Genomic DNA, 23,674 nt, shown 5'->3' on the forward strand with positions numbered 1-23,674 from the left:
GCGGGGCCGGCGTAGGTTGGGGTGAGCCGCAGGCGAACCCCAACGCGGTGGGGCGCCTCGCATTGTTGGGGTTCGCCTCTGGCTCACCCCAACCTACGTGGGCGTTTGGGCTTAACGAGGAAATAATGGAAACGGCATGTGCATATGTCGACACATCCTTTCCGGCATAAGCACCCTCAGGGCTATCTTCGATGAATAGACGTATAGACGTCCAAAGAAGGTCAAGCCTTGAACGCCGTCGTTTCGCAGGAATCCCTCGCTTCGCCGCTCGCCGCCGACAAGGCCGCGCAACTCCAGCGCCTGCTGGAGGGCCTGGCGCCCCACGAGCTGTACTGGGTGGCGGCGCGCAGCGCGGCGCTGGCGGCGCGCGGGCCGCAGCTGGCCCAGGCCCAAGCGCAGGCCGTCGCCGCGGCCGCGGCAACGGAGCGCGTCACCGTGCTCTACGGCAGCCAGACCGGCAATGCCAAGCGTGTGGCCGAGCAGTTGCTCAAGAAGCTGGAAGCGGCCGGCCTGCCGGCGCGGCTGGTGCGCGCCGACGCCTACGTGCAGCGCGAACTGGCCCAGGAGCGCCAGCTGTTCCTGGTGATCAGCACCCAGGGCGAGGGTGAGCCGCCGGATGACGCGCGCGGACTGATCGACTTCATCGCCAGCCGCCGCGCGCCGCGGCTGCCGTCGCTGCGCTATGCGGTGCTGGGCCTGGGCGATTCCAGCTATCCGCAGTTCTGCGCGATCGGCCGCCAGCTCGATGCGCGGCTGGAGGAACTGGGCGCCGCGCGGCTGGACCCGCTGGCCGAGGCCGACGTCGACCTGGACGAAGTGGCCGCCCCCTGGACCGCCGCCGCGCTGGAACGCGCCCGCGAGCTGCTGAAGGCGCCGGCCGCCGCGGTGCGCGCGCCGCTGCTGCAGGCCGTGCCCACGCATGCCGTGCACGATCGCGACAACCCGTTCGCCGCCACCGTGCTGGCCAACCAGCGCATCGTGTCGCGCGACAGCGAGCGCGAAGTGCTGCATGTGGAGCTCTCGCTGGAAGGCTCCGGCCTGAGCTACCGGCCCGGCGATGCGCTGGGCGTGTGGCCGCGCAATCCGCCGGCGCTGGTCCGGCAGTGGCTGGAACTGCTGCAGCTGGACGGCGACGCGGACGTGGCCCACAACGGCCGCACGCTGCCGCTGGTGCGCTGGCTCACCGAAGAGCGCGAGCTGACCCGCCTCGCCCGCGGCTTCGCGCTGGCCCATGCCAGGACCAGCGGCGATGCCGGCCTGGCGCGGGCGCTGGAAGATCCGGTCGCGCTGACCACACTGCTCGACACGCACCAGCCGATCGACCTGCTGCGCCGCTATCCGGCCCCGTGGGAAGCCGCCGCGCTGGTCGCCGCGCTGCGCCCGCTCACGCCGCGGTTGTATTCGATCGCCTCCAGCTCCGCCGTGGTCGGCGACGAAGTGCACCTCACCGTGTCCACGGTCGACTACGAAGCCTTCGGCGAACGCCACTGGGGCGCCGCCTCGGCCTTTCTCGCCGCCAGCGCCGAAGACGCGCGCCTGCCGGTGTTTATCGAAGCGAACGAGCGCTTCCGCCTGCCGGCCGACAACGCGCGCGACGTGATCATGATCGGCCCCGGCACCGGCGTGGCGCCGTTCCGCGGCTTCGTGCAGGAGCGCCACGAGACCGGCGCCAGCGGCCGCAATTGGCTGTTCTTCGGCAACCGCCATTTCGCCGACGATTTCCTCTACCAGGTGGAATGGCAGGAAGCGCTGAAGCAGGGCGCGCTGCACCGGCTGGACCTGGCCTTCTCGCGCGACGGTGCCGGCAAGGTCTATGTGCAGCACCGCCTGCGCGAACACGGCAAGGAGCTGTACGCCTGGCTCAGCGGCGGCGCGCATTTGTACGTCTGCGGCGACGCCACGCATATGGCCAAGGACGTGCACGCGGCCCTGGTCGACATCGCCGCCGAGCACGGCGGCCTCTCCCACGAAGACGCCGGCGCCTGGCTGGCCGATCTCCTGCAGCAAGGGCGCTACGCGCGCGACGTGTACTGATATGAGCGCAGCACTTTCCGATTTCGAACGCGTCAAGGCCGCCAGTCGCCAGCTGCGCGGCGGCATCGCCGAGGGCTTGGCCGATCCCGTCACCGGCGGCATCAGCGAGAACGACGGCAAGCTGCTCAAGTTCCACGGCAGCTACCAGCAGGACGACCGCGACCTGCGCGAGGAACGCCGTCGCCAGAAACTGGAGCCGGCCTACAGCTTCATGCTGCGCGCGCGCCTGCCGGGCGGCGTGGTGACGCCGGCGCAGTGGCTGGAATTCGACCGCCTGGCGCGCGAGCACGCCAACGGCACGCTGCGCATCACCACGCGGCAGACCTTCCAGTGGCACGGCATCATCAAGCGCAAGCTCAAGCCCACCATCGCCGCCATCCACGCCAGCCTGGCCAGCACCATCGCGGCCTGCGGCGACGTGGTGCGCAACGTGGTGAGCACCGCCAACCCGGTGGAGACGAAGGCGCACGGCGAGGCCTATGCGTGGGCGGCGAAGCTGTCGGACGATCTGGCGCCGCGCACGAGTGCGTATCACGAGATCTGGCTGGACGGCGAGGCGCTGGTCGGCGAACCGGAGGCGGAGCCGCTGTACGGCGCCACCTATCTGCCACGCAAATTCAAGATCGGCCTGGCGATTCCGCCATTGAACGACGTCGATGTGTTCTCGCAGGACCTCGGCCTGATCGCGATTGCCGAGGACGGCGAGCTGAAGGGTTTCAACATCGCGGTGGGCGGCGGCATGGGCGCTACGCATGGCGATGCGTCGACCTATCCGCGGCTGGCGACGGTGCTCGGCTTCGTCACGCCGGAGCAGTTGTATGCCGCCGCCGAAGCCGTGGTCGCGGTGCAGCGCGACTGGGGCAACCGGGTGGAGCGCAAGCATGCGCGCCTGAAGTACACGCTCGATCATCGCGGCGTCGATGCCTTCAAGGCCGAGCTGGAAAGCCGCCTGGGTTTCGCGCTGGAACCCGCGCGTCCCTTTCGCTTCGAACATAACGGCGACCGCTACGGCTGGATCGAAGGCCACGACGGCCGCTGGCATCTCACCCTGCATATCGAATCGGGCCGCCTCGCCGACCGCGGCGAGCGCCGCTGGCTGACCGGCCTGCGCGAGCTGGCGCGGGTGCACCAGGGCGATTTCCGCCTTACCTGCAACCAGAACGTGATCGTGGCCAACGTGCCGGCGCAGGAGCGCGCGCGCATCGACGCCATCGTCGCCGCGCACGGCCTGGACGATTACTGGCGCATCAGCCCGATCCGCCGCCACGCGGTGTCCTGCGTGGCGCTGCCCACCTGCGGCCTGGCCATGGCCGAGGCGGAGCGCTATCTGCCGGAGCTGCTGGACAAGGTCGAGGCGCTGCTGGCCGGCCATGGCCTGGCCGATGCGCCGATCGTGCTGCGCGTCTCCGGCTGCCCGAACGGCTGCTCGCGTCCTTACCTGGGCGAGATCGCCCTGGTCGGCCGCGGCCCCGGACGCTACGACCTGCGCCTGGGCGCGGATTTCAGCGGGCAGCGGCTCAACCGCGCGTATCGCGAGAACGTGGACGAAGCGGCCATCCTCGCCGCGCTCGATCCGCTGTTCGGGCGCTATGCGCAGGAACGCGAGGCGAACGAAGGCTTCGGCGATTTCCTGCTGCGCACCGGCGTGGTCTCGCCGCCGGCGGACCGGCGTATTCCCCTGGAGGTGACGGCATGAACGGCGCAACGCTGGAAGCGGCGCGGCACGATGCGGATGCGCTGGCGGAACTCGATCATTGGCTCGGCACGCTCGACGCCGGGCAGCGTGTCGCCTGGGCGCTGGAACACGCGCCGGGTGCGCATGCGCTGTCGTCCAGCTTCGGTGCGCAGGCGGCGGTGTCGCTGCATCTGCTGACGCAGCATCAACCGGACTTGCCCATCATCCTGGTCGATACCGGCTATCTGTTTCCCGAGACCTACCGCTTCGTCGACGAACTGCGCGAACGCCTCACCTTGAACCTGCACGTCTACCGCTCGCCGCTGGGCACCGCCTGGATGGAATCGCGCCATGGCCGGCTATGGGAGCAGGGCGTGGAAGGGCTGGGGCGCTACAACGAGCTGCGCAAAGTGGAGCCGATGCGGCGCGCGCTGGAGGAACTGGGCATCGGCAGCTGGTTCGCCGGCCTGCGCCGCGGCCAGTCGCGCAGCCGCGAACGCATTCCCTTTCTGCGGCTGAGCCAGGGCCGCTGGAAATTCCACCCGATCGCCGACTGGAGCGACCGTGACGTCGGCCGCTACCTGCAGCGCCACGGCCTGCCTTACCACCCGCTGTGGGAGCAGGGCTACGTGTCGATCGGCGACACCCACACGACCCGGCCGTGGGAGCCGGGCATGGACCCCGAAGAGACGCGTTTCTTCGGCCTCAAGCGCGAGTGCGGCCTGCACGACCTCGCCTGACCCTTCCGCCACCCCGATACCTGACAAAAGAACGCCATCATGAGCCAGAGCGCACTCGCTGCACTTCCCGTCGAAACCGAACTGGAGCCGTTGATCGCGCCGCATGGCGGCACGCTCAAGGACCTCTACCTGCCGTATGCCGAGGCGCAGGCGCTGAAACAGCGCAGCGCCGGGCTACCGGCCCTGGACCTCAACACGCGGCAGCTGTGCGATCTGGAGCTGCTGCTCAACGGCGCCTTCTCGCCGCTGGAAGGCTTTCTCACCGAACGCGATTATCTCGGCGTGGTGAACGAGCTGCGGCTGGCCGACGGCACGCTGTGGCCGATCCCGATCACGCTGGATGTGAGCGAAGAGTTTGCCGCCACGCTCGCGCCTGGGGCCGAGATCGTGCTGCGCGATGCGCAGAGCGTGCCGCTGGCCGTGCTGGAACTGCAGGACATCTATCGCCCGGACCGCGCGCACGAAGCGCAGCAGGTGTTCGGCACGCAGGATCACCTGCACCCCGGCGTGGCCGAACTGCTCGAACGCACCCGGCCGGTGTATCTCGGCGGCCGCCTGCGCGGCATCCAGCAGCCGGTGCACTACGACTTCACCGAGCTGCGCGACAGCCCGCGCACCTTGCGCGCCTGGTTCGAAGCGAACGGCTGGCGCCGCGTGGTGGCCTTCCAGACGCGCAACCCGATGCACCGCGCGCACCGCGAGCTGACCCTGCGCGCCGCGCAGAAGGTCGGCGCCAAGCTGCTGATCCAGCCCTCGGTGGGCCGCACCAAGCCCGGCGACGTCGACCACTACACCCGCGTGCGCTGCTACCGCGCCCTGCTGCCGCAGTACCCGGCCGACAGCGCCAAGCTCTCGCTGCTGCCGCTGGCCATGCGCATGGGCGGGCCGCGCGAGGCGATCTGGCACGCGATCATCCGCAAGAACTACGGCGCCACGCATTTCATCGTGGGGCGCGATCATGCCGGTCCGGGCAAGGATTCCAACGGCCAGCCGTTCTACGGGCCGTTCGATGCGCAGCATCTACTGGAGCGCTACCAGGACGAACTGGGCATCCAGGTGGTGGCGTTCCCGGCGATGGTCTATGCGGCCAACCGCGATGCCTATGTGCCGGCGACCGAAGTGGCGGCGGACGACGAAGTGCGCGATATCTCCGGCACGCAGCTGCGCCGGCATCTGCACGAGGGCACGGATATCCCCGCGTGGTTCACCTTCCCCGAGGTGGTGAAGATCCTGCGCGAACGTCATCCGGCGCAGGCGCCGCGTGGTTTCGCGCTGTTCTTTACCGGGCTGTCGGGCGCGGGCAAGTCGACCATCGCGCAGGCGGTGGTGTCGCAGTTGCTGGAGCACACCAGCCGCGCGGTGACCGTGCTGGACGGCGACGAGGTGCGCAAGCATCTGTCGCGCGGCCTGGGCTTCTCGCGCGAGGACCGCGATGCCAATGTCACGCGCATTGCTTACGTGGCGAGCGAGATCGTGCGCCATGGCGGCGTGGCGGTGTGCGCGCCGATTGCGCCGTATGCGAATGCGCGCGCCGAGGCGCGCGGGCTGGTCGAAGCGCATGGGGACTTCATCGAGATCCACGTGTCGACGCCCCTGGAAGTGTGCGAGGCGCGCGACCGCAAGGGGCTGTATGCGCAGGCGCGCGCCGGGAAGATCGCGCAGTTCACCGGGATCAGCGATCCGTACGAGGCGCCGGAGCAGCCGGAGGTGCGGGTGGATGGAAGCGGCGCCGAGCCGGCGGTGCTGGCGGGGCATATTCTGGGCTTGTTGAGGGATCGGGGGTTGTTGGCTAGCTGATGCGGCTGCAACGACGGCGTAGGTTGGGGTGAGCCATAGGCGAACCCCAACGTTGCGATGCGTATCAGTGTGACGATGTTGGGGTTCGCCTTTGGCTCACCCCAACCTACGCCCTACGCCGGTTTCAGTCCGCCGCGCGTTCCCGCCAATGCGGCACCGCCGGCCAATGCGTCGCCCCGCCGCTCGCCAGCGCACGGCTCACCGCCCGGCGCTCCAGCTGCGGCGCAAACAACCCGATAAACTCCAGCGCAAACTCCCGCAACACGCTTTCCTTCCGCAGCACGATCCACGTCGTGCACGGCGCGAACAGATGGTCCGCCGGCAAGGCGCGCAGATCCTGGTCGCCCGGCTGCACCGCCATCTCCGCCAGCACGCCGATGCCGACGCCGGCCCGCACATAGGTCTTGATCAGGTCCGCGTCGCTCGCGGTCATGGCGATCTGCGGATGCAGGTTGGCCGCGTGGAACGCACGCGCCAGCGAGGAGCCGGGCCTCAGCGAAGAGTCGTAGCTCACCAGCGGATACGCGGCCAGTTCGTCCAGCGTCGGCGGCCGTTCCAGCTTCGCCAGCGCATGCCCGTGCGGCACCATCGCCACGCGGTTCCAGCGATACGCGGGCAGGGCGATGCCGCTGCCGGAGGGGGCGCCGCCCGAGCTGCTGACGATGGCCAGGTCCACGTGGCCGCCTTCGAGCAGGCCGATCACGTCGGCATCGGTGGACGGCAGCAGATGCACGCTGACTTGCGGGTATTGGCGGGTGAGTGCGGCCACCGCGCCGGGCAGGGCGAAGCGGGCCTGGGTGTGGGTGGTGGCTACGCGCAGCGTGCCGCGCGACTCGTTGCGCAGGTTGGCGGCGATGGAGCGGATATTGGTGGCCTCGGCCAGGATCGTGCGCGCGCGTTCCAGCACGTGGCTGCCGGCGTGGGTGATCGAATCGAGGCTGCGGCCCTTGCGATGGAACAGCTGGAAGCCGAGTTCGTCCTCAAGCTGCTTGAGCAGCTTGCTGAGTCCGGGCTGGGTGGCGTGCACGCGCTCGGCGGCCAGCGTGATGTTGAGGCCGGCGTCGGCGATGGCGACGAGATAGCGCAGTTGCGTGAGGGTCATGCGAGGGCATCCTGGAGCGGGCAGGTCGGGTGGACTGGCTTGCGGGCGCTGCAGGGGTACATCGCATGATGGCGGGGCGGCACGGACAGGCGACGGCCGGGAGGCCGGAGGGCAGGGCGTCGGTGGCGTGGTTCGCGGTCGTCATTTAGACGTCTATACATCCGTTTAATGACGGCGTCAATGCGCGGGCGGGGTCTTATGCCGGAAACGGGAGCTGTCACATAACCCCGCGGCATGAGCGGCTATGGACAAATCATTTGCCCGGCTGCGCGGCCGCACCTAGCGTCGTTGTTCCCTTGTCGATGGTGCGATGCCGATGAAGCTGTACCCGCTGTTCGCCGATCTCGCCGGCCGCCGCGTGCTGGTGGTGGGCGGGGGCGCGGTGGCCGAGCGCAAGGCGGCGGCGCTGCTCGAAGCGCACGCGGCGGTGACCGTGGGTGCGCTGGCGGCGACCGAAAACCTGCAGGCCTGGGCGGCGGCGGGCCGGATCGAGCTGCGCCTGGGCGGTTTCGAACAGGCCTGGCTGGATGAGTGCTGGCTGGTCATCGCGGCCACTGGCGAACCCCTGCTCAATCGCCGCATCGCCACGCTGGCGGAAAAGCGCCGGCTGTTCGTCAATGTGGTGGACGATGCCGAGCTGTGCAGCTTCCACGTGCCCGCGGTGATCGACCGCGATCCGGTAACCATCGCGATTTCCAGCGGCGGCACCGCGCCGGTGCTGGCGCGGCTGCTGCGCGAAGGGCTGGAAAGCCTGCTGGATCCCGCGCTGGGTCCGCTCGCGGCGCTGGCCGCGCGCCTGCGCGGGAAAATCCGCGCACGCCTGCCGGATCTCGGCGCGCGCCGCCGCTTCTACGAGCAGCTGTTCGCCGGCCCCGTGCTGCAGCTGCTGCGCCGCGCACAACCGGAGCAGGCGGAGGCCGAAGCGGAACGCGCGCTCGCCGGCGCCGTGACGCAAAGCGTCGGCAGCGTCGTGCTGGTGGGTGCGGGGCCTGGCGATCCGGGCCTGCTGACGCTGCGTGGCCTGCGCGCATTGCAGGAAGCCGACGTGATCCTCTACGACCGCCTCGTCGCCGCCGAAGTGCTGGCCTTGGCGCGCCGTGATGCCGAGCGCATCGAAGTGGGCAAGGAAGCCGGCAACCACCACGTCACCCAGGAACGCATCCACGCCTTGCTGCTCGAACACGCGCAGCAAGGCCGCCGCGTGGTGCGCCTGAAAGGTGGCGACTCCTTCGTGTTCGGCCGCGGCGGCGAGGAACTGGAACATCTGCGCGCCCACGGCGTGCCTTACGAAGTGGTGCCCGGCATCACCGCCGCGCTGGCCTGCGCCGCTTATGCGGGCGTGCCGCTGACGCATCGCGAACATGCGCAGTCGGTGCGGTTCCTCACCGCGCATTGCCGCGGTTCCCACGACACGCTGGACTGGCCCGCGCTGGCGCGCGAACGGCAGACGCTGGCGGTGTACATGGGCGTGAGCGAACTCGGTACCGTGCAGGAACAGCTGCTCTCCCACGGCCGCGCGGCAAGCACGCCGTTCGCCTTGGTGGAGAACGGCTCGCGCCCGCGGCAGCGCGTGGTCACCGGCACGCTGGCCCAGCTGCAGCAGCTGGCCATGACGCATGCGGTGCGCTCGCCGGCCCTGCTGATCCTGGGCGAAGTAGCGGCGCTGGCCGGCCAGCTCGCCTGGTTCGGCGCGCCTCCGATCGGCGACTGTTCCGAAATTGATGCACCATCGGTGGCCGAACTGCCCCTGGCCCGGCGCGCCTGACGCAAAATTTCACCGCGCAGGGCGCACTATGCGCCGACCCGCCCACGTCCTTTCCATCCTCGCCTGGAGCCTTTCATGATCTACGACAGCATCCTCGACACCATCGGCAAGACCCCGGTCGTGAAACTGCACCGGCTGGCGCCGAAGCACGTCGAGCTTTACGTAAAGGTGGAAGCGTTCAATCCGGCAGGTTCGGTGAAAGACCGCCTGGCCCTGGCCATCATCCTGGACGCCGAGGCGCGCGGCACCATCAAGCCCGGGCAGACGGTGATCGAGGCCACCTCCGGCAATACCGGCGTGGCGCTGGCCGCGGTGTGCGCGGCGCGCGGCTATCCGTTCGTGGCGGTGATGACCGAGACCTTCTCGATCGAGCGGCGCAAGCTGATCCGCGCGTACGGCGGCAAGGTGCTGCTGACCCCCGCGGCCGAGCGCGGCAGCGGCATGGTGCGCAAGGCCAAGGAGCTGGCGGACAAGCATGGCTGGTTCCTGGCCAGCCAGTTCGAGAACCCCGCCAATCCGGCGTATCACCGCAGCACCACGGCCGCGGAAATCCTGCGCGATTTCGCCGGCCGCCGGCTGGATTACTTCGTCACCGGCTGGGGCACCGGCGGCACGCTCACCGGCGTGGGCGAGGTGCTGAAAGTGGCGCGTCCGGAAGTGAAGGTGATCGCCAGCGAACCGGCCGGCGCCTCGCTGCTGGGCGGCAAGGAATGGCAGCCGCACAAGATCCAGGGCTGGACGCCGGACTTCGTGCCGAAGGTGCTCAACCGCGAGGTGGCACAGCAGATCCTGCCGGTGGACGACGTGGTGGCACGCGATACCGCGCGCGCGCTGGCGCAGCAGGAAGGCATCTTCGTGGGTATTTCCTCCGGCGCCACGCTGGCGGCGGCGCTGCAGGTGGCGAAGGATGCGCCGGAAGGTTCGGTGCTGCTGGCGATGCTGCCGGATACGGGCGAGCGGTATCTGTCGACGTTTTTGTTCGAGGGTGTCAATGAAGGGTCGGACGAGGTCGAATAACCCCACGCCCCGACAACCTACCCCCTCTCCCCTCCGGGGAGAGGGCTGGGGTGAGGGGCCGGGCGGAGCGGTGAGCGAAGGGTCAGGAAAGCGTCGTAGGTTGGGGTGAGCCGAAGGCGAACCCCAACAAACCCCGCACGATGCCGCAACGTTGGGGTTACGGGCTGCATCAGCAGCCCGCCCTTTGGGCCATCCGCTACGCGGATGTTCGCTACGGCATCCTGCCTTCGCAGTCGCCTCTGGCTCACCCCAACCTACGGTGGGGCCCGCCCCATTCGGCGATCAGCTTCTTCCCCACATCCGCCAACGCATCAATCGCAGGCAACAACTCCCTACCCAACGGCGTCAACGCATACTCCGCCGACGGCGGCGACGTATCCAGCACCGTCCGCATCACCAACCCACGCGACTCCAACTCCCGCAACCGCGCACTCAACACCCGCGCTGAAATCTTCGGCATGTCATGCCGCAACTCCCCGAACCTCCGCGGCTCCCCGCTCAGCAGCCACACCACATTCGGCGCCCACGCCCCGCGCAGCAGCCCCAGCACTTCGCTGAGCGGACACGCCGGCGGCGGCATCACTTTGTTCTTGCGGACGGGCAGGCCCATGGCGCGGTACCGGTAACTGGCGAGATACCGGATTTTAGGGGTTACACCCGGTTAGGTGGTATCCAGCAGTAACCATGGCTGGCTACGATGGCTGTCTTACCCCACCCGTTCCATCCAAGGAGGATCGCCATGAAGCTCTACTACGCCGCCGGTGCCTGTTCGCTGTCGCCGCATATCGTCGCGCTGGAAGCCGGGATTCCGGTCGAGCTGGTGAAGGTCGACACCAAGGCCAAGCGCACGGCCAGCGACCAGGACTACTGGCTGATCAACCCCAAGGGCTATGTGCCGGCGCTGACGCTGGATGACGGCGAGCTGCTCACCGAAGGCCCGGCCATCGTGCAGTACCTGGCGGACCTCAAGCCGGAAAGCGGCCTGGCCCCGGCCAACGGCACCACCGCGCGCTACCGCCTGCAGGAAATGCTCGGCTACATCAATTCCGAGCTGCACAAGACCTACTCGCCGCTGTTCAAGCCGGAAACGCCGGACGTGGTGCGCGAGGAGCGCAAGGAATACCTGCGCAAGCGCTACCGCCTGCTGGAAGAGCGCCTGGCCCAGCACCCGTGGCTGGTGGGCGACCGCTTCACCGTGGCGGATGCCTATCTGTTCACCGTCACCAACTGGGCCAAGCACGTGGCGCTGGATCTGTCGGAATTCCCGGCGCTGCTGGATTTCCAGAAGCGCGTGGCGGAGCGCCCCGCGGTGCAGACGGCGCTGGAAGCCGAAGGCCTGAAGAAGGCAGCCTGAGGCCATTAAAAAAGGGGCGCGGATCACGCGCCCCTTTTCTTCGTGCGGAAAACGAACGCGCTCAGATCTCGCGAGCGAGCGGCTCCGCCAGGCCGATATAGCCGCCCGGCGTCAGCTCCATCAAACGCTGCTTCGCTTCCGCCGGCAGGTCCAGCCCGGCGATGAATGCGCGCATCGAATCCTTGGTGATGCCCTGGCCGCGGGTCAGCGCCTTCAGCTGCTCGTACGGCTCCGGCAGGCCGTAGCGGCGCATCACCGTCTGCACGGCTTCGGCCAGCACTTCCCAGACGGCGTCGAGATCCGAGGCGATGCGGTCGGCGTTGACGTTGAGCTTGCCCAGGCCCTTCTGCAGCGATTCCAGCGCCACCAGGGTGTGGCCGAAGGCGGTGCCCAGGGCGCGCAGCACGGTGGAGTCGGTGAGGTCGCGCTGCCAGCGGCTGATCGGCAGTTTCTCGGCGAAGTGGCCGAGCAGGGCATTGGCCAGGCCGAAATTGCCTTCGGCGTTTTCGAAGTCGATCGGGTTGACCTTGTGCGGCATGGTGGACGAGCCCACCTCGCCGGCCTTCAGCGCCTGCTTGAAATAGCCCAGCGAGATATAGCCCCACACGTCGCGCGCCAGGTCGATCAGGATGATGTTGGCGCGGCGCACGGCGTCGCAGTATTCGGCCACGCCGTCGTGCGGCTCGATCTGGGTGGTGTAGGCGTTGTAGTCCAGCCCCAGGCCCTGCACGAAGCGCTGCGAGAAGGTGCGCCAGTCCAGTTCCGGATAGGCGATGGCGTGCGCGTTGTAGTTGCCCACCGCGCCGTTGATCTTGCCGGGGATGGCCACCGCGGCCAGCTGCGCGCGCTGGCGCTCCAGGCGCGCCACCACGTTGGCCAGTTCCTTGCCGAGCGTGCTGGGCGAGGCGGTCTGGCCGTGGGTGCGCGAGAGCATCGGCAGCGCGGCATTGGCATGGGCCAGTTCGCGCAGCCTGGCGATGACCGCGTCGAAGGCCGGCAGCAGCACCTGCTGCTGGGCGTCGCGCAGCATCAGGGCGTAGGAAAGATTGTTGATGTCTTCGCTGGTGCAGGCGAAGTGCACGAACTCCTTGGCCTGGGCCAGGGCGGCGTCGTTGCCGATGCGCTCCTTGATGAAGTACTCGATCGCCTTCACGTCATGGTTCGTGGTGGCTTCGATCGCCTTGACGCGCTCGCCGTCCTCGACGCCGAACTGGGCGGCAATCTCCTTGAGCTGGGCGATCTGCGCGGCGGAGAAGGCCGGCAGCTCGGCGATGCCGGGGTCGGCGGCCAGCGCCAGCAGCCATTCGATCTCGACGTGGACGCGCCGGTGCATCAGGCCGTACTCGCTGAAGATCGGGCGCAGGGCTTGCGCCTTGCTGGCGTAGCGGCCGTCCAGCGGGGACAGGGCGGTCAGGGCATGGGCAGACATCGAGGCGATCCGGCAGAGGAAAAACGGCATTTTACAACGGGCCGGGCCTGTCCCGCCCCCAGCGCCGCTTGGCACCGCCCTAACGGGGGCGGGCCTATAGTGGCTCGATCATTCCAGTGTGAAGGAAACCAGGGCATGAGCCAGTACCGCATCGAACACGACAGCATGGGGGAGCTGAAGGTCCCCGCCGATGCGCTGTACGGCGCGCAGACCCAGCGCGCCGTGGACAATTTCCCCATCTCCGGCCTGCGCCTGCCGCGCGCCTTCATCCGCGCGCTGGGCCTGATCAAGGCGGCCGCGGCCGAGGCGAACCTGGGGCTGGGCCATCTGCGAAAGAACCAGGCCGCGGCCATCCGCAAGGCCGCGCTGGCGGTGGCGGACGGGCAGTACGACGACCAGTTCCCGATCGACGTGTTCCAGACCGGCTCGGGCACCAGCACCAATATGAATGCCAACGAGGTGATCGCCCACGTGGCCGGCAAGGCCGGCGCCAAGGTGCACCCGAACGACCACGTCAACTACGGGCAGAGCTCCAACGACGTGATCCCCACCGCCATCCACGTCAGCGCCACGCTCACCGCCAGCGAGCAGCTGCTGCCGGCGCTCAAGCATCTGAAGAAGGCCATCGAGCGCCGCGCGCGCGAACTGCGCAACGTGCCCAAGACCGGCCGCACCCATCTGATGGACGCCATGCCGGTCACCTTCGGCCAGGAGCTCTCCGGCTGGGCCGCGCAGATCGCCAGCGCGATCGAGCGCATCGAGGACAGCATCAAGCGCATGCGCCGCCTGCCGCAGGGCGGCACCGCGGTGGGCACCGGCATCAATGCGGACCCTAAGTTCGGCCCCGCGGTGGCGCGCGAGCTGAAGAAGCTCACCGGCGTGCGCTTCGAGGCGGCGGACAACTACTTCGAAGGCATGGCGGGCCAGGATGCCGCGGTCGAGCTTTCCGGCCAGTTGAAGGCCTTGGCGGTGGCGCTGATGAAGATCGCCAACGACCTGCGCTGGATGAATTCCGGCCCGCTGGCGGGCCTGGGCGAGATCGAGCTGCCGGCGCTGCAGCCGGGGTCGTCGATCATGCCGGGCAAGGTGAATCCGGTGATTCCCGAAGCCACCGCGATGGTGGCGGCGCAGGTGATCGGCAACGACGCGGCCATCACCATCGGCGGCCAGTCCGGCAATTTCCAGCTCAACGTGATGCTGCCGCTGATCGCGCACAACCTGCTGCAGTCGATCGGCCTGCTGGCGAACGTGAGCGTGCTGCTGGCGGATAAGGCCATCGCCGGGTTCAAGGTGAATGCGCCGCGGGTGAAGGAAGCGCTCGACAAGAACCCCATTCTGGTGACCGCGCTCAATCCGGTGATCGGGTATGAGAAGGGCGCGGCGACGGCGAAACAGGCTTACAAGCAGAAGCGGCCGATTCTGGATGTGGCGCTGGAAACCACGGGATTGCCGAAGGAAGAGCTGAAGAAGCTGCTCGATCCGATGGCGCTGACCAAGGGTGGCATCCACGGCGGTGGAGGTGGTGGCGGCTGAGCGCCGCTGCGAATACGTGCGGCGTAGGTTGGGGTGAGCCATAGGCGAACCCCAACATCTCGATACGTTTGAACGTGGCGATGTTGGGGTTCGCCTATGGCTCACCCCAACCTACGTCGTTGCGTCGACGCGTCAGTCCTTGCGCTCGGTCTTTTCGTCATTCCTGCAATCGGTCACCGACTTCTCGTCCATGATCCCCGCATACGGCTTGAACGCCGGCAGGCTGGTGGCCAGTTCGTCCTGGACGACCTTGATGTCCGCCAGGTCGTCGCAGATCTTCATCACCTGGTCGGTGATCTTCTGCGTCTGCGCTTCCACGCGCTTGTCCACACTGTCCTTGTCGCCCGCGACGGTTTCGGCCACGCCCTTGAGTGCTTCGCCGGCCATCGCCGCACCGGCCTTACCGGTCTCGATGCCGTGCTGGCGGACCGCCGTGGCGCTGGTGTAGTAGCGGCGCAGCAGGTCGCGCTGGCGGTCGTCGACGCTGATGGTCTTGCCGTCGATATTCAGCACGCCGGCAGCGTCGATGGTGGCTCTGGGAGCGCCATCCGCGGCGAGCACCAATAGCCCGCCATGCACCCTGATATCGCCATGGCTGGTGTTGATGGAGCTGCCGCTGTCGCAGCCCGTGGCGAGGGCGCACAGGGCGAGCAGCGGGATCAGGCCTTGCTTAAGCATGCGGGTTTCCTTAGCTCTTCAAGCATGAGTGAAGTCGTTCATGAGGCGTGGCGCACCGGCGTGCACGGCGGGTGCGGCTGCTTGCGCGCGTCCGGCGTGCGCCATTCGGGGTGGTCGTAGGGCACGTCGCTTTCCCAGAACCACGGATAGCAGGTGGGGCCGAGCGCAGCGTCGAGCAGATACAGATACAAGCCTTCGGCATTCGAGCTGTTGCTCATGATCAGCACGCAGTCGCGCGAGCCCTGCAGGCAGAAGGCGAGATTGTTGGTGCCGTCGTCGTGGCCGCTCTTGAACCAGGCGGTGCCGCGCGGCGACTGGTACACGGTGACGCCCAGCGCGGTGGACAGGCGGATGCCGTCGTTGTCGTGCGTGGTGTCGGTGTCCAGCGTGGGGAACTGGGTGACGGACTGGATGCGCTGCACCGGCTTCAGCCACTCGGCCCGCGCCTTCGCGCCCAGGCCGTCGGCGCGCACCATGCCGGCCAGCAGCTGGGCGTAGTCGCGCGGAGTGGTGTCCATGGAACCGGCGGCGCGCACGCCGCCGCGCTGCTTGTGGCCCAGCGGCTTGCCGTTCTCGTCGTAGCCGATGGCGAGGTTGCCGGCGAAGTCGGCGCGCCAGGTCATGGCGGTATGGCGCATGTCGAAACGGTCGAACAATTGCTTCTGCATCAGCGTGCCGACGTCGATGTCCTGGCCGTGTTCCAGCACGAACTGCATCAGGTTGATGCCCTCGCCGGAATAGGCGTAGCGGCTGCCGGGTTCGGCATAGATCTTCAGCTTGCCGTTCGGGTCGTAGCTGGTGGCGCCCGGCGGGAAGTAGCGGAAATTGGGAAAGCCGGCGCGATGGGTGAGCAGCATGCGCGGGGTGATCTTGCGCCAGCGCGGGTCGTCGGCCAGATCCGCGTATTTGTCGTAGTCGGGCAGGGGCTTGGGCAGCAGCTTGTCGATCGGCGCGTCCAGATCGAGCTTGCCCTGGTCGACCAGGCTCAGCTCGGCGTAGGTAAACGCAGCCTTGGTGATGGAGGCGGCGTACATCACGGTGTCGACGGTGAGCGGCAGCTTCTGTTCGAGGTCGCGCTGGCCGTAGGCCTTCAGATGCACGACCTTGCCGTTCTCGATCACCGCTAGCGCCAGGCCCGGCACGTGGGCGGCCTGCATCAGGCGGGCGACTTCCTGGTCCAGCGCGGAGCCGCGCAGGCGGGTGGGGCTGGCGTCGGCGGCGTGAGCGGTGGTAGCTAGCAGGCAGGTGGCCAGCAGCGCTGAAGCAAACGACGACTTCCTTGACCGACCCATGCAATCCCCCTTACTGACTCAGTCCCCAAGAGCGAACCCTTCTCCCTCCGGCGACCCGAAGGTAGTCCCCGTGGGAGAGAAGGTGGCGGCAGCCGGATGAGGGTTCGGGCGGAGCGGCACACATCACTCTTGCGCTCCGCCCGAACCCTCACCCCAACCCCTCTCCCAGTGGGAGAGGGGCTTTACCTCGCTCAGTTCTTGTCGTCGTCCTTGCCGCAGTCGTCCACGTCCTTCTGCGTCATGGTGGCGTAGGGCTGGAACTCCGGCAGCGCCGCGGCGAGTTTCTGCTGCGAGGCGAGCAGGTCGGGCATGCGCAGGCACAGCTTGATCGCGGCGGCCTTGATCTGTTCGGTCTGCGGCTTGATGCGGTCCTCGATTTCCTTGTCGCTCTTGCCGGTGAGCGCGCCGAAGATCGCTTCCTTGGCCGCGCTGGTGCCCAGGCTCGCGCCGCTGGCGCCGATATCCATGCCGGCCTCGGCGATGCTGATGATGTGCTGGCGGTAATCGGCTACCAGGGTGTGCTGTTCGGGCGTGGTGGTCACCGTCTTGCCGGCGATCACGAAGTCGCCCTGCGGCGTGATCACCGCCTTGGGCAGGCCGCTGGTGTCGCGGTGGTGGCTGTTGTTGCCGTCGATATGGACGCTGTCGACGTCGATGTCCTTGGTGGCCAGCTCGCGCTTGGCCTGGTCGATGCCTTTCTGCACCTGCGCGGCGATGAACGAGGGCGAGGTGGCCTGCTGCACTTCCTTCGCCGCGTCGGCCACGCCCTTGGACGCGCCGGTGTCGGCCTGGCCGGCCTGGTCGTCCTGGCCGCAGGCTGCCAGCGAGAGGCTGAGCGAGGCGGCGAACAGGCCGGCGGTGATCGAGCGGTACTTCATGGCGTGACTCCTGTCAGTGCTGGATGGGTAGCGCGGGAGGGAGCGGCGGCGGCTTGAGCGCCGCCGCCGCGGGGCATGATCAGCTGTCGTCGCGGACCCGGCGGAACCAGATGGCCGCAGCGATCATGGCGACCGCCGCCGCGACACCGATCCACAGGTTGGGCGAACCCAGCACCGCATAGGTCTGTGCCGGCGAGATCAGGGCCAGCGGGTTGTGGGCGTCGCCCAGGTTTTCGGACATGCCGCGGAAGGCGTGGCGATCCAGGGCGAAGTGCGAACCGGGGAACACGCTCAGCAGCGAGCGGGCCACGATGTTGGACCAGAACCACACGGCGGTCTGATTGAACACGCCCATGATGCCGAACCAGGTCACCATCAGGCCGGCCACCACCGGAGCGGCCACCGCCCACAGGAAGGGCTTGCTGCGTGCCCAGGCCGAGCAGAGCATCAGCCAGCCGACCGCGGGAGCCGCCCACAGGGCGTACACCGGGATGGAGCTGAGCAGCGAGGCGACGGCGCGCATCGGGTGGGCCAGGGTCAGCAGCTCCCACATGTTGATGCCATGGAAGGACAGCACCAGGGAGAAGATCACCAGCTGCAGCAGCCCGACCGCGATGCCGACGACAACCGCGATGGCCGGTGCGAGCACCACGGCGCTGACCACTTTCGAGAGCACCGTGCTGGTATTGGACAGCGGCAGCGACTTCCAGAACAGCACGCTGCGGTCGCGGCGGTCGTCGTACAGCGAACCCAGGCAGTAGAAGAACACCACGAAGCCCAGCACGATGGTGATCAGTCCCATCGAGGACAGCATGGTCATGTCCAGCGCCGCGCCCACCTGGGCGAGGTCGCCGTCGCTGGCCTTTTCGATCAGCTCGCGGAAGTTGTTGCCGCCGATCTGGATGCCGTGGCGGGCGCTCATCACCTCGGCGGCGACGATGGCCATCACGTTCAGCACCAGGAACACGATGCCGGTGACCACCGGCGCCCACAGGAAGCCGCCGCGGTTCTCCCAGAATTCGCGCTTCACCTGCCAGTAGAAGGTTTTCATGCGTAGGTCCCTTTCATCGTGGCGACGAACAGGTCGCTGACCGACGGGCGGCGTACCTCGCCCATGGCTTCCAGCGTGGCGCGGTCCGCGCCGTCGAACAGGAAGATGCTCTTGCCGAATACCTGGCGCTCGTCCAGCGGCTTCATGCGGCGGGCGTCGTCGGCTTTATCGGCGCCGACCATCACTTCGGCGAAGCGCTCGCCGACCGTATCCATGTCGGCATCGAGCACGATCTTGCCGTCGCGGATGAACATCAGGTCGGTGAGGATGTGCTCGATCTCTTCCACTTGGTGGGTGGTGACGATGATCGTCTTGTTCTCGTCGAAGTAATCCTCCAGCAGGCTCTGGTAGAACTGCTTGCGGTAGAGGATGTCCAGGCCCAGGGTGGGTTCGTCCAGCACCAGCAGGCGGGCGTCGATCGCCATCACCAGGGCCAGGTGCAGCTGCACGATCATGCCCTTGGACATCTGCTTGACGCGCTGATTCGCCGTGAGCTTGGTGCGGGCCAGGAAGGCCTCGCACTTGGCGCGGTCGAAGCGCGGGTGCACGTTGGCGACGAAATCCACCGCCTCGCTCACCCGGATCCAGCGCGGCAGCACCGCCACGTCGGCGATGAAGCACACCTGTTCCATCAGGCGGTCGCGCTGGGTGCGCGGGTCGAAGCCGAGCACGTCCAGCTTCCCTTCGAAATCGGTCAGCCCGAGGATGGCCTTCAGCGCGGTGGTCTTGCCGGCGCCGTTGGGGCCGATCAGGCCGACGATGCGGCCGGACTCGATGCGGAAGTCCACGCCGTCCAGGGCGGTGGTGTTCTTGTAGTGCTTGCGCAGTCCGCTGGCGGAGACGATGGCGTTCATGACTGCTTGGCCTCCGCCGCGGTCATCAGGGTCTTGAGATCCAGCCCCAGCCGCTGCAGGCGTTCGAACAGCGCGGGCCATTCTTCGCGCAGGAACCGCTCGCGCTCGGACTTAAGCAGTGCCTCGCGGGCTCCATCGATCACGAACATTCCTAGTCCCCTCCTTTTTTCCACTAGTTGATCGTCGACCAGTTCCTGGTACGCCTTGGAGACCGTAAGCGGATTGATCTGAAAATCCGCGGCCACCTGGCGCACTGACGGCAGCGGGTCGCCCTCGTTCAAGGCGCCGTCCAGGATCATCGCCACGACGCGCTCGCGCAGCTGGCGGTAGATCGGGACGCTGTCGTTCCAGGTGATGGTCATGGATTAATCCTTCGTGATACGGCCGAACGTGGTGCCAAACGAATAGTAGGGCATGGCCAGCTGGGCCCCGAGCAGGGCGACGCCGCTTTCGGCGGCATGGGCCGCGACCGGCGCCATGGTGACCGTGGCGGTGGCCAGGCCGGCGTCGGCCAGCAGGGCGGCGGCGCGCATGTCTTCGGCGGTCGGGCGGACGTCGACCGGAGCCAGGTTGATGACCTTGACCCCATTGATTTCGGTGACGGGCAGGACCTTGACGTTGTTGTTGACGGCGGCCAGGCCAGCGGTAGTCAGCAGGACGGCGGCGGTCAGTGCGAGCAGGTTCGGCGCTTTCATGGCGGGTCTCCTTTAGTGACCTCGTGGACCGGTGTTGTAGTGAACTATAACACCACATTTGGACCCGTCAATAGGCGATCGCTGAAATCGCAACATGACTGATGGCCTATAAGGGCGGGCCGGGGTAGCCGGACCGCTGCGGAGTGCGCGCCGCGGGCGGTCCTGCCTTCGATGCATATGGTCTCGCCGGGGTTTAGCCGGCGGCAGCGGCGGCCATCAGCCATCGCACATGACAGACATCAGGCCCGTCACAGGGCGCAGGCGGCGCCATCTGCTTCAATAAGCGGCCACCAGCACAGGAGTTTGCGCATGGATCTGGGCCTTACCGGGCGCGTCGTCGTCATTACGGGCGCAAGCAAGGGCATCGGGCTGGCCTGTGCCGCCGCCTTCCTGCGCGAAGGGGCCACGGTGGTGGGCATCTCGCGCTCGGTGGAGTATCTGCAGGCCGCGCGCCGGCAGCTGCAGGAACAAGGCCTGGTACTGCATGTGGAGCCGGCCGACCTCACCGACAGCGTGGCCGCCCAGGTGGTGATGGAGCGGATCGAGGACGACCACGGCCCGATCGAAGTCCTGGTCAACTGCGCCGGCGCCGCCAGGCGCACGCCGCCCGCGGAACTGGACGCCCAGGCGTTGCATGCCTCGATGCAGGCGAAGTACTTCACCTATATGCATGCGATCGATCCGGTGATCCGCCGGATGGCGGCACGCGGGCACGGGGCGATCGTGAATGTGGTCGGGCAGGGCGGGCGGCAGGCCAATCCCGTGCATATCGGCGGCGGCGCGGCGAATGCGGCCTTGATGCTGGCCTCGGTGGGTTACGCGGCGGCGTATGCGGGGAAGGGCGTGCGGGTGAATGTGATCAACCCGGGTATGACGCGGACGGGGCGGGTGCAGGAAGGATTGGAAGCGTCTTCGCGCGCGACGGGCAAGTCGAAGGACGAATTGCTCGCCGCACAGGTGGAGGAGATTCCGCTGGGCCGCATCGCCGAGCCGGAGGAGATCGCGAACGTTGCGCTGTTCCTTGCGTCTCCGCTGGCCAGTTATGTCACCGGTGCCGTTATCCCGATGGATGGCGGCAAGACCAGCGCGATCTGAGCCAGCGAAATAATCGCTCGGCTCGATATCGTTCGTTACTTTGGCGGGGCAGTCTCCGACTGCTCCGGCATCAAGACGATCAGCGCCTCGCAGGCCTTCTGCGAGCACCCCATCGAACGCGTCTTCTCACCGCTGCGCCAGGTACTGGTACCGGCGGCATTGATCTCGAAGGCCCAGGTCGCTCCCTGAAACTGCGCATGCCCTTTGATCGAGCAGGGCAGCCAGTAGTAATCGTGCATTTCGCCTTCGCGCAATTCGCTGCTCAGGCGCCATAGCGAGGCCACGCGCTGCTTGTCCAGCTTCCATCCCTTGCATGCCTGCGCATCGCTGGCCACGCTGGGTGTATTCGGTGCGGGGCGATAGAGCGCTGGCGATACGTCCAGAACGACGATGCCTTTGTCCGTATTGCCGGCCAGGGCCTGCGATCCGCAGGCCAGCGCCAGCATGCCTGCAGCGGCCACCAAGCAGGCCTGGCGCGTGTTATGCGATGGCACTCTCATTCCCGGCATCCTGCTCGATGTGCTCATTAAGTGGCGTGGCTGAAAAGCCTCGAATCTTCTTGCGATAACCGTATCATGGCCCGGCTCGATTCGATCACGGATCCGATCGCCCTCCATCACCTTGGATACTTCATGAGCCCTGCCACCCCGCGTCTGCCGATCTCGCCGCTCTCCCTCGACGGCCCCGAATGGAATCTGCTTCGCCAACGCGATGCGCTGCGCCTGGCCATGCTTGAACGGCGCTTCGAAGAAGTCGAGCAGATACTCGGCGCGCTGGAACACGAGTGGTGGCAGGCAACCGACGAGGACCTGGTGTCGTACGAATATCTGGTGCGCGCGCCGGCCCTGTTCGATTTCGCCACCGTTCCCGCGGACGTCCGCGTCGAATGCCTGCAGGCATGGAATACCGCGTTTCCGGAGTCGTATCACGCGCGGCTGGTGCTGGGCCGTTATTACTACGGTCGCGCCGGGGATATTCGCACCGCGGCGTGGGCGTCCCAGGTCAGCCAGGCGCAGTGGCTCGCCGCGGCCATGGCCTGTGCGCGTGCCGCCGAATATCTGCTCGAATCCATCGCGCTTTCCGCACGGCCGGCGATTGCCGCTAAAGACCTGATGGAAATGTCGCGGCATTTCGACGAGCCGGCATTCGTGGATGCGCTGTTCCGCGGCGAAACGCCGGAAGCGCCGCCCAGCCGCGACGACGTGGGGCCGCAGCTGTACGACGCCGCGCTCGCCTTGCTCAAGCACTACGCCATCGTGCCGCAGCAGCATTTTCCCACGAGCTTGCCCGCTGGCTTGCCGACCCGCGTTGCGGGCGAAGCGGCACGGCCCGCGGATTACTGGCTTCGTTTTGCCGCGCAGGTAAAGCCCGCATGGCCCGGCTTGCTGGCCAGCTACGCCAATTACCTCACCCTGCGCTGGGGCGGCGAGCCCGGCGAAGTGGAGAAGTTCGCCAAGGGGCCGCTGTGCGCGTCCTTGACCGAGCAGCAGCTCAGCGTGGTGCGGTGGCCGGGCGTCAATGACGCGCTGAGCGAATTTCCGGAGCAGGGCAATACCCGGGCCATCGCCACTTACGAGAAAGCGATGGAGCGCTGGCTCGCCGGCAAGATGCCGGATTACGTGCGTTTCATTGCGATGGGCAGCCTCGCCAACTTCACCACCTATTCGCTGGGCGACCACGAGAAGGCGCTGCAGCGGCATGCCGCCTCCGTCCGGTATTGCCACGCTCCTTATGTGTATACGGATGCGGAAGGGACGTTCCGCGATTACGCGCGCCTGATGCTGATGTTCGGTTTTGCCGACGAGGAGGGCGCGTTCAAGCAGGTGCTGGAACGCGCCGTGCGCTGGTTCGACGAACCCACCATGCTGGCCATTGCGGCCGTCGCCTATCGTTTCGGCTTATGGGATATCGCGCCGGATCATGCGCTGGCGGCGTCGCTGATCGAACGCACGGCCGAACTCGCGCCTATTCAACAGCCCAGTTCCTTCACCCCGCTGGCCGTCTGCCGCATGCTGTGGGATGGCGAACAACACGACGCATCCGTCTATCTCGCCAGCGAACTGGCGGAGCGCCGCGTCTACGAGGCCAGCGCCTTCATGTATGACGTGCGCCGCGGCTGGCTGCCCGATACCGAGGCGCATCATCTGGACGAGGCGCAGTCGCTGCACTGGCTGGAGCGTGCGGCGGAAGAGGGTATTTCGACCGCGCTGTACAACCAGGCCTATCGGCTCGAGAAAATGGACGGCATGGACCTGAGCCAGCGCGGGAATTTCGAGCGGGTGCGCGAGCTCTATCAGCAGGCGCTGGAACAAGGCCTGGCGATGGCCTTGATCCGCCGCACCAGCCTGTTGCGGCGCTTCGGCACGGAGCAGGAAAAACAGCAGGCCGTGGCCGATATGAAAGTAGTCATCGCGGACGAGGACTACGACGACCTCATTAGCGGCGAGGCTTACGGCGAGATCGTGCTTGCCTATAAATACGGCGACGGCGTGCCCCGCAGCGAATACATCGCCATGCAGTGGTTCGATCGTTTCAAGGAACTGCATCCGGAGCATTCCACCCTCGAATGGCTGGAATCGCAGGTCTACGGCGACAGCGGCTGGCAGATGGCGGGCAGGGCGCTGCGTGCGTTCTTCGGTGCCAAGCCCTCGGCCGAGCACCTTCCGCCGCGATAAGCCTTAAGGA

General features: G+C 67.4%; 21 protein-coding genes. 10 read left to right on the forward strand and 11 right to left on the reverse strand.

Features of this window, described 5'->3' with window-relative positions; translation table 11 throughout:
• Nucleotides 1-228 precede the first annotated feature (228 nt).
• The 4 genes from KK141_RS06475 to KK141_RS06490 are packed head-to-tail and all read left to right on the forward strand — an operon-like array spanning nucleotide 229 to nucleotide 6,246.
• The gene (locus KK141_RS06475; RefSeq protein ID WP_214570167.1) at nucleotides 229-2,034 is read left to right on the forward strand and encodes an assimilatory sulfite reductase (NADPH) flavoprotein subunit; all 1,806 of its coding nucleotides are present in this window, start codon (nucleotides 229-231) and stop codon (nucleotides 2,032-2,034) included.
• 1 nt (nucleotide 2,035) lies between these two features.
• Nucleotides 2,036-3,730: an assimilatory sulfite reductase (NADPH) hemoprotein subunit gene (gene cysI, locus KK141_RS06480; protein ID WP_214570166.1), complete on the forward strand. Its 1,695-nt coding sequence runs from the start codon at nucleotides 2,036-2,038 to the stop codon at nucleotides 3,728-3,730.
• Nucleotides 3,727-4,449: a phosphoadenylyl-sulfate reductase gene (locus KK141_RS06485; protein WP_214570165.1), complete on the forward strand. Its 723-nt coding sequence runs from the start codon at nucleotides 3,727-3,729 to the stop codon at nucleotides 4,447-4,449. The genes cysI and KK141_RS06485 overlap by 4 nt, the downstream gene beginning before the upstream one ends.
• A 39-nt stretch (nucleotides 4,450-4,488) precedes the next feature.
• Nucleotides 4,489-6,246: a bifunctional sulfate adenylyltransferase/adenylylsulfate kinase gene (locus KK141_RS06490; RefSeq protein ID WP_214570164.1), complete on the forward strand. Its 1,758-nt coding sequence runs from the start codon at nucleotides 4,489-4,491 to the stop codon at nucleotides 6,244-6,246.
• Between the two features lie 124 nt (nucleotides 6,247-6,370).
• Here KK141_RS06490 and KK141_RS06495 read toward each other — a convergent pair whose 3' ends face one another.
• Nucleotides 6,371-7,348 (reverse strand): LysR substrate-binding domain-containing protein, encoded by a 978-nt coding sequence (locus KK141_RS06495; protein WP_214570163.1) that lies wholly within the window; start codon nucleotides 7,346-7,348, stop codon nucleotides 6,371-6,373.
• A gap of 316 nt (nucleotides 7,349-7,664) precedes the next feature.
• Between KK141_RS06495 and cysG the strand changes: the two genes are divergently transcribed.
• Together cysG and cysK are read left to right on the forward strand one after the other, a co-directional pair.
• Nucleotides 7,665-9,113, forward strand: a complete 1,449-nt coding sequence (cysG, locus tag KK141_RS06500) for a siroheme synthase CysG (RefSeq protein ID WP_214570162.1) — start codon at nucleotides 7,665-7,667, stop codon at nucleotides 9,111-9,113.
• Nucleotides 9,114-9,188: 75 nt separating this feature from the next.
• Nucleotides 9,189-10,130 (forward strand): cysteine synthase A, encoded by a 942-nt coding sequence (gene cysK / locus KK141_RS06505; protein ID WP_214570161.1) that lies wholly within the window; start codon nucleotides 9,189-9,191, stop codon nucleotides 10,128-10,130.
• A gap of 244 nt (nucleotides 10,131-10,374) precedes the next feature.
• Here the strand turns inward: cysK and KK141_RS06510 are convergent, their stop codons facing one another.
• Nucleotides 10,375-10,740, reverse strand: coding sequence for a helix-turn-helix domain-containing protein (locus tag KK141_RS06510; protein WP_214570160.1), 366 nt, complete (start codon nucleotides 10,738-10,740; stop codon nucleotides 10,375-10,377).
• Between the two features lie 129 nt (nucleotides 10,741-10,869).
• On the opposite strand from KK141_RS06510, the gene gstA reads away from it, so the two are divergent.
• The gene (gene gstA / locus KK141_RS06515; RefSeq protein ID WP_168649604.1) at nucleotides 10,870-11,484 is read left to right on the forward strand and encodes a glutathione transferase GstA; all 615 of its coding nucleotides are present in this window, start codon (nucleotides 10,870-10,872) and stop codon (nucleotides 11,482-11,484) included.
• A 61-nt stretch (nucleotides 11,485-11,545) separates the two neighbouring features.
• On the opposite strand, the gene purB is transcribed toward gstA, so the two are convergent.
• Entirely contained in the window at nucleotides 11,546-12,913 is a 1,368-nt protein-coding gene (gene purB, locus KK141_RS06520; RefSeq protein ID WP_214570159.1) for an adenylosuccinate lyase, read from the reverse strand.
• A 135-nt stretch (nucleotides 12,914-13,048) separates the two neighbouring features.
• Between purB and KK141_RS06525 the strand changes: the two genes are divergently transcribed.
• The gene (locus KK141_RS06525; RefSeq protein ID WP_214570158.1) at nucleotides 13,049-14,446 is read left to right on the forward strand and encodes a class II fumarate hydratase; all 1,398 of its coding nucleotides are present in this window, start codon (nucleotides 13,049-13,051) and stop codon (nucleotides 14,444-14,446) included.
• Nucleotides 14,447-14,578: 132 nt separating this feature from the next.
• Here the strand turns inward: KK141_RS06525 and KK141_RS06530 are convergent, their stop codons facing one another.
• The 7 genes from KK141_RS06530 to KK141_RS06560 all read right to left on the reverse strand — a co-directional run bounded on the left by KK141_RS06530 (nucleotide 14,579) and on the right by KK141_RS06560 (nucleotide 19,894).
• Complete coding sequence (locus KK141_RS06530; protein ID WP_214570157.1) at nucleotides 14,579-15,124, reverse strand: DUF2884 family protein; 546 nt, start codon at nucleotides 15,122-15,124, stop codon at nucleotides 14,579-14,581.
• Nucleotides 15,125-15,162: 38 nt separating this feature from the next.
• A complete protein-coding gene (locus KK141_RS06535; protein ID WP_214570156.1) occupies nucleotides 15,163-16,416 on the reverse strand; it encodes a serine hydrolase domain-containing protein in 1,254 nt (417 codons plus the stop codon).
• Nucleotides 16,417-16,607: 191 nt separating this feature from the next.
• Nucleotides 16,608-17,294 carry a YggN family protein gene (locus KK141_RS06540; protein WP_214570155.1) on the reverse strand — a complete coding sequence of 229 codons (687 nt, stop codon included), beginning with the start codon at nucleotides 17,292-17,294 and terminating at the stop codon, nucleotides 16,608-16,610.
• 79 nt (nucleotides 17,295-17,373) lie between these two features.
• The gene (locus KK141_RS06545; protein ID WP_214570154.1) at nucleotides 17,374-18,345 is read right to left on the reverse strand and encodes a hypothetical protein; all 972 of its coding nucleotides are present in this window, start codon (nucleotides 18,343-18,345) and stop codon (nucleotides 17,374-17,376) included.
• Nucleotides 18,342-19,199, reverse strand: a complete 858-nt coding sequence (locus tag KK141_RS06550; RefSeq protein ID WP_214570153.1) for an ABC transporter ATP-binding protein — start codon at nucleotides 19,197-19,199, stop codon at nucleotides 18,342-18,344. The genes KK141_RS06545 and KK141_RS06550 overlap by 4 nt, the downstream gene beginning before the upstream one ends.
• Complete coding sequence (locus KK141_RS06555) at nucleotides 19,196-19,561, reverse strand: GntR family transcriptional regulator (protein WP_167257727.1); 366 nt, start codon at nucleotides 19,559-19,561, stop codon at nucleotides 19,196-19,198. The genes KK141_RS06550 and KK141_RS06555 overlap by 4 nt, the downstream gene beginning before the upstream one ends.
• Nucleotides 19,562-19,564: 3 nt before the next feature.
• Nucleotides 19,565-19,894 (reverse strand): hypothetical protein, encoded by a 330-nt coding sequence (locus KK141_RS06560; protein WP_214570152.1) that lies wholly within the window; start codon nucleotides 19,892-19,894, stop codon nucleotides 19,565-19,567.
• 309 nt (nucleotides 19,895-20,203) lie between these two features.
• Here KK141_RS06560 and KK141_RS06565 point away from each other — a divergent pair, with 309 nt between their 5' ends.
• Nucleotides 20,204-20,989: an SDR family oxidoreductase gene (locus KK141_RS06565; protein WP_214570151.1), complete on the forward strand. Its 786-nt coding sequence runs from the start codon at nucleotides 20,204-20,206 to the stop codon at nucleotides 20,987-20,989.
• 35 nt (nucleotides 20,990-21,024) lie between these two features.
• Here the strand turns inward: KK141_RS06565 and KK141_RS06570 are convergent, their stop codons facing one another.
• On the reverse strand, nucleotides 21,025-21,489 hold the full coding sequence (locus KK141_RS06570; protein WP_214570150.1) for a hypothetical protein: 465 nt from the start codon (nucleotides 21,487-21,489) through the stop codon (nucleotides 21,025-21,027).
• A gap of 132 nt (nucleotides 21,490-21,621) precedes the next feature.
• Between KK141_RS06570 and KK141_RS06575 the strand changes: the two genes are divergently transcribed.
• A complete protein-coding gene (locus KK141_RS06575; protein ID WP_214570149.1) occupies nucleotides 21,622-23,664 on the forward strand; it encodes a DUF4034 domain-containing protein in 2,043 nt (680 codons plus the stop codon).
• Nucleotides 23,665-23,674 lie beyond the last annotated feature (10 nt).

Origin of the sequence: Dyella sp. LX-66 (assembly GCF_018599165.1) — a bacterium.
In the GTDB taxonomy this organism is placed as follows: domain Bacteria; phylum Pseudomonadota; class Gammaproteobacteria; order Xanthomonadales; family Rhodanobacteraceae; genus Dyella_D; species Dyella_D marensis.

Excerpts from the sequence above, each read along its gene's own strand:
- KK141_RS06545 (WP_214570154.1), bottom strand. The coding sequence starts at position 18,345 with ATGAAAACCTTCTACTGGCAGGTGAAGCGCGAATTCTGGGAGAACCGC.
- KK141_RS06495 (WP_214570163.1), bottom strand. The coding sequence starts at position 7,348 with ATGACCCTCACGCAACTGCGCTATCTCGTCGCCATCGCCGACGCCGGC.
- cysG (WP_214570162.1), top strand. The coding sequence starts at position 7,665 with ATGAAGCTGTACCCGCTGTTCGCCGATCTCGCCGGCCGCCGCGTGCTG.
- KK141_RS06535 (WP_214570156.1), bottom strand. The coding sequence starts at position 16,416 with ATGGGTCGGTCAAGGAAGTCGTCGTTTGCTTCAGCGCTGCTGGCCACC.
- KK141_RS06550 (WP_214570153.1), bottom strand. The coding sequence starts at position 19,199 with ATGAACGCCATCGTCTCCGCCAGCGGACTGCGCAAGCACTACAAGAAC.
- KK141_RS06525 (WP_214570158.1), top strand. The coding sequence starts at position 13,049 with ATGAGCCAGTACCGCATCGAACACGACAGCATGGGGGAGCTGAAGGTC.
- KK141_RS06510 (WP_214570160.1), bottom strand. The coding sequence starts at position 10,740 with ATGGGCCTGCCCGTCCGCAAGAACAAAGTGATGCCGCCGCCGGCGTGT.
- KK141_RS06565 (WP_214570151.1), top strand. The coding sequence starts at position 20,204 with ATGGATCTGGGCCTTACCGGGCGCGTCGTCGTCATTACGGGCGCAAGC.
- KK141_RS06555 (WP_167257727.1), bottom strand. The coding sequence starts at position 19,561 with ATGACCATCACCTGGAACGACAGCGTCCCGATCTACCGCCAGCTGCGC.
- KK141_RS06485 (WP_214570165.1), top strand. The coding sequence starts at position 3,727 with ATGAACGGCGCAACGCTGGAAGCGGCGCGGCACGATGCGGATGCGCTG.
- KK141_RS06530 (WP_214570157.1), bottom strand. The coding sequence starts at position 15,124 with ATGCTTAAGCAAGGCCTGATCCCGCTGCTCGCCCTGTGCGCCCTCGCC.
- cysI (WP_214570166.1), top strand. The coding sequence starts at position 2,036 with ATGAGCGCAGCACTTTCCGATTTCGAACGCGTCAAGGCCGCCAGTCGC.
- gstA (WP_168649604.1), top strand. The coding sequence starts at position 10,870 with ATGAAGCTCTACTACGCCGCCGGTGCCTGTTCGCTGTCGCCGCATATC.
- KK141_RS06570 (WP_214570150.1), bottom strand. The coding sequence starts at position 21,489 with ATGAGAGTGCCATCGCATAACACGCGCCAGGCCTGCTTGGTGGCCGCT.
- KK141_RS06490 (WP_214570164.1), top strand. The coding sequence starts at position 4,489 with ATGAGCCAGAGCGCACTCGCTGCACTTCCCGTCGAAACCGAACTGGAG.
- KK141_RS06540 (WP_214570155.1), bottom strand. The coding sequence starts at position 17,294 with ATGAAGTACCGCTCGATCACCGCCGGCCTGTTCGCCGCCTCGCTCAGC.
- cysK (WP_214570161.1), top strand. The coding sequence starts at position 9,189 with ATGATCTACGACAGCATCCTCGACACCATCGGCAAGACCCCGGTCGTG.
- KK141_RS06560 (WP_214570152.1), bottom strand. The coding sequence starts at position 19,894 with ATGAAAGCGCCGAACCTGCTCGCACTGACCGCCGCCGTCCTGCTGACT.
- purB (WP_214570159.1), bottom strand. The coding sequence starts at position 12,913 with ATGTCTGCCCATGCCCTGACCGCCCTGTCCCCGCTGGACGGCCGCTAC.
- KK141_RS06575 (WP_214570149.1), top strand. The coding sequence starts at position 21,622 with ATGAGCCCTGCCACCCCGCGTCTGCCGATCTCGCCGCTCTCCCTCGAC.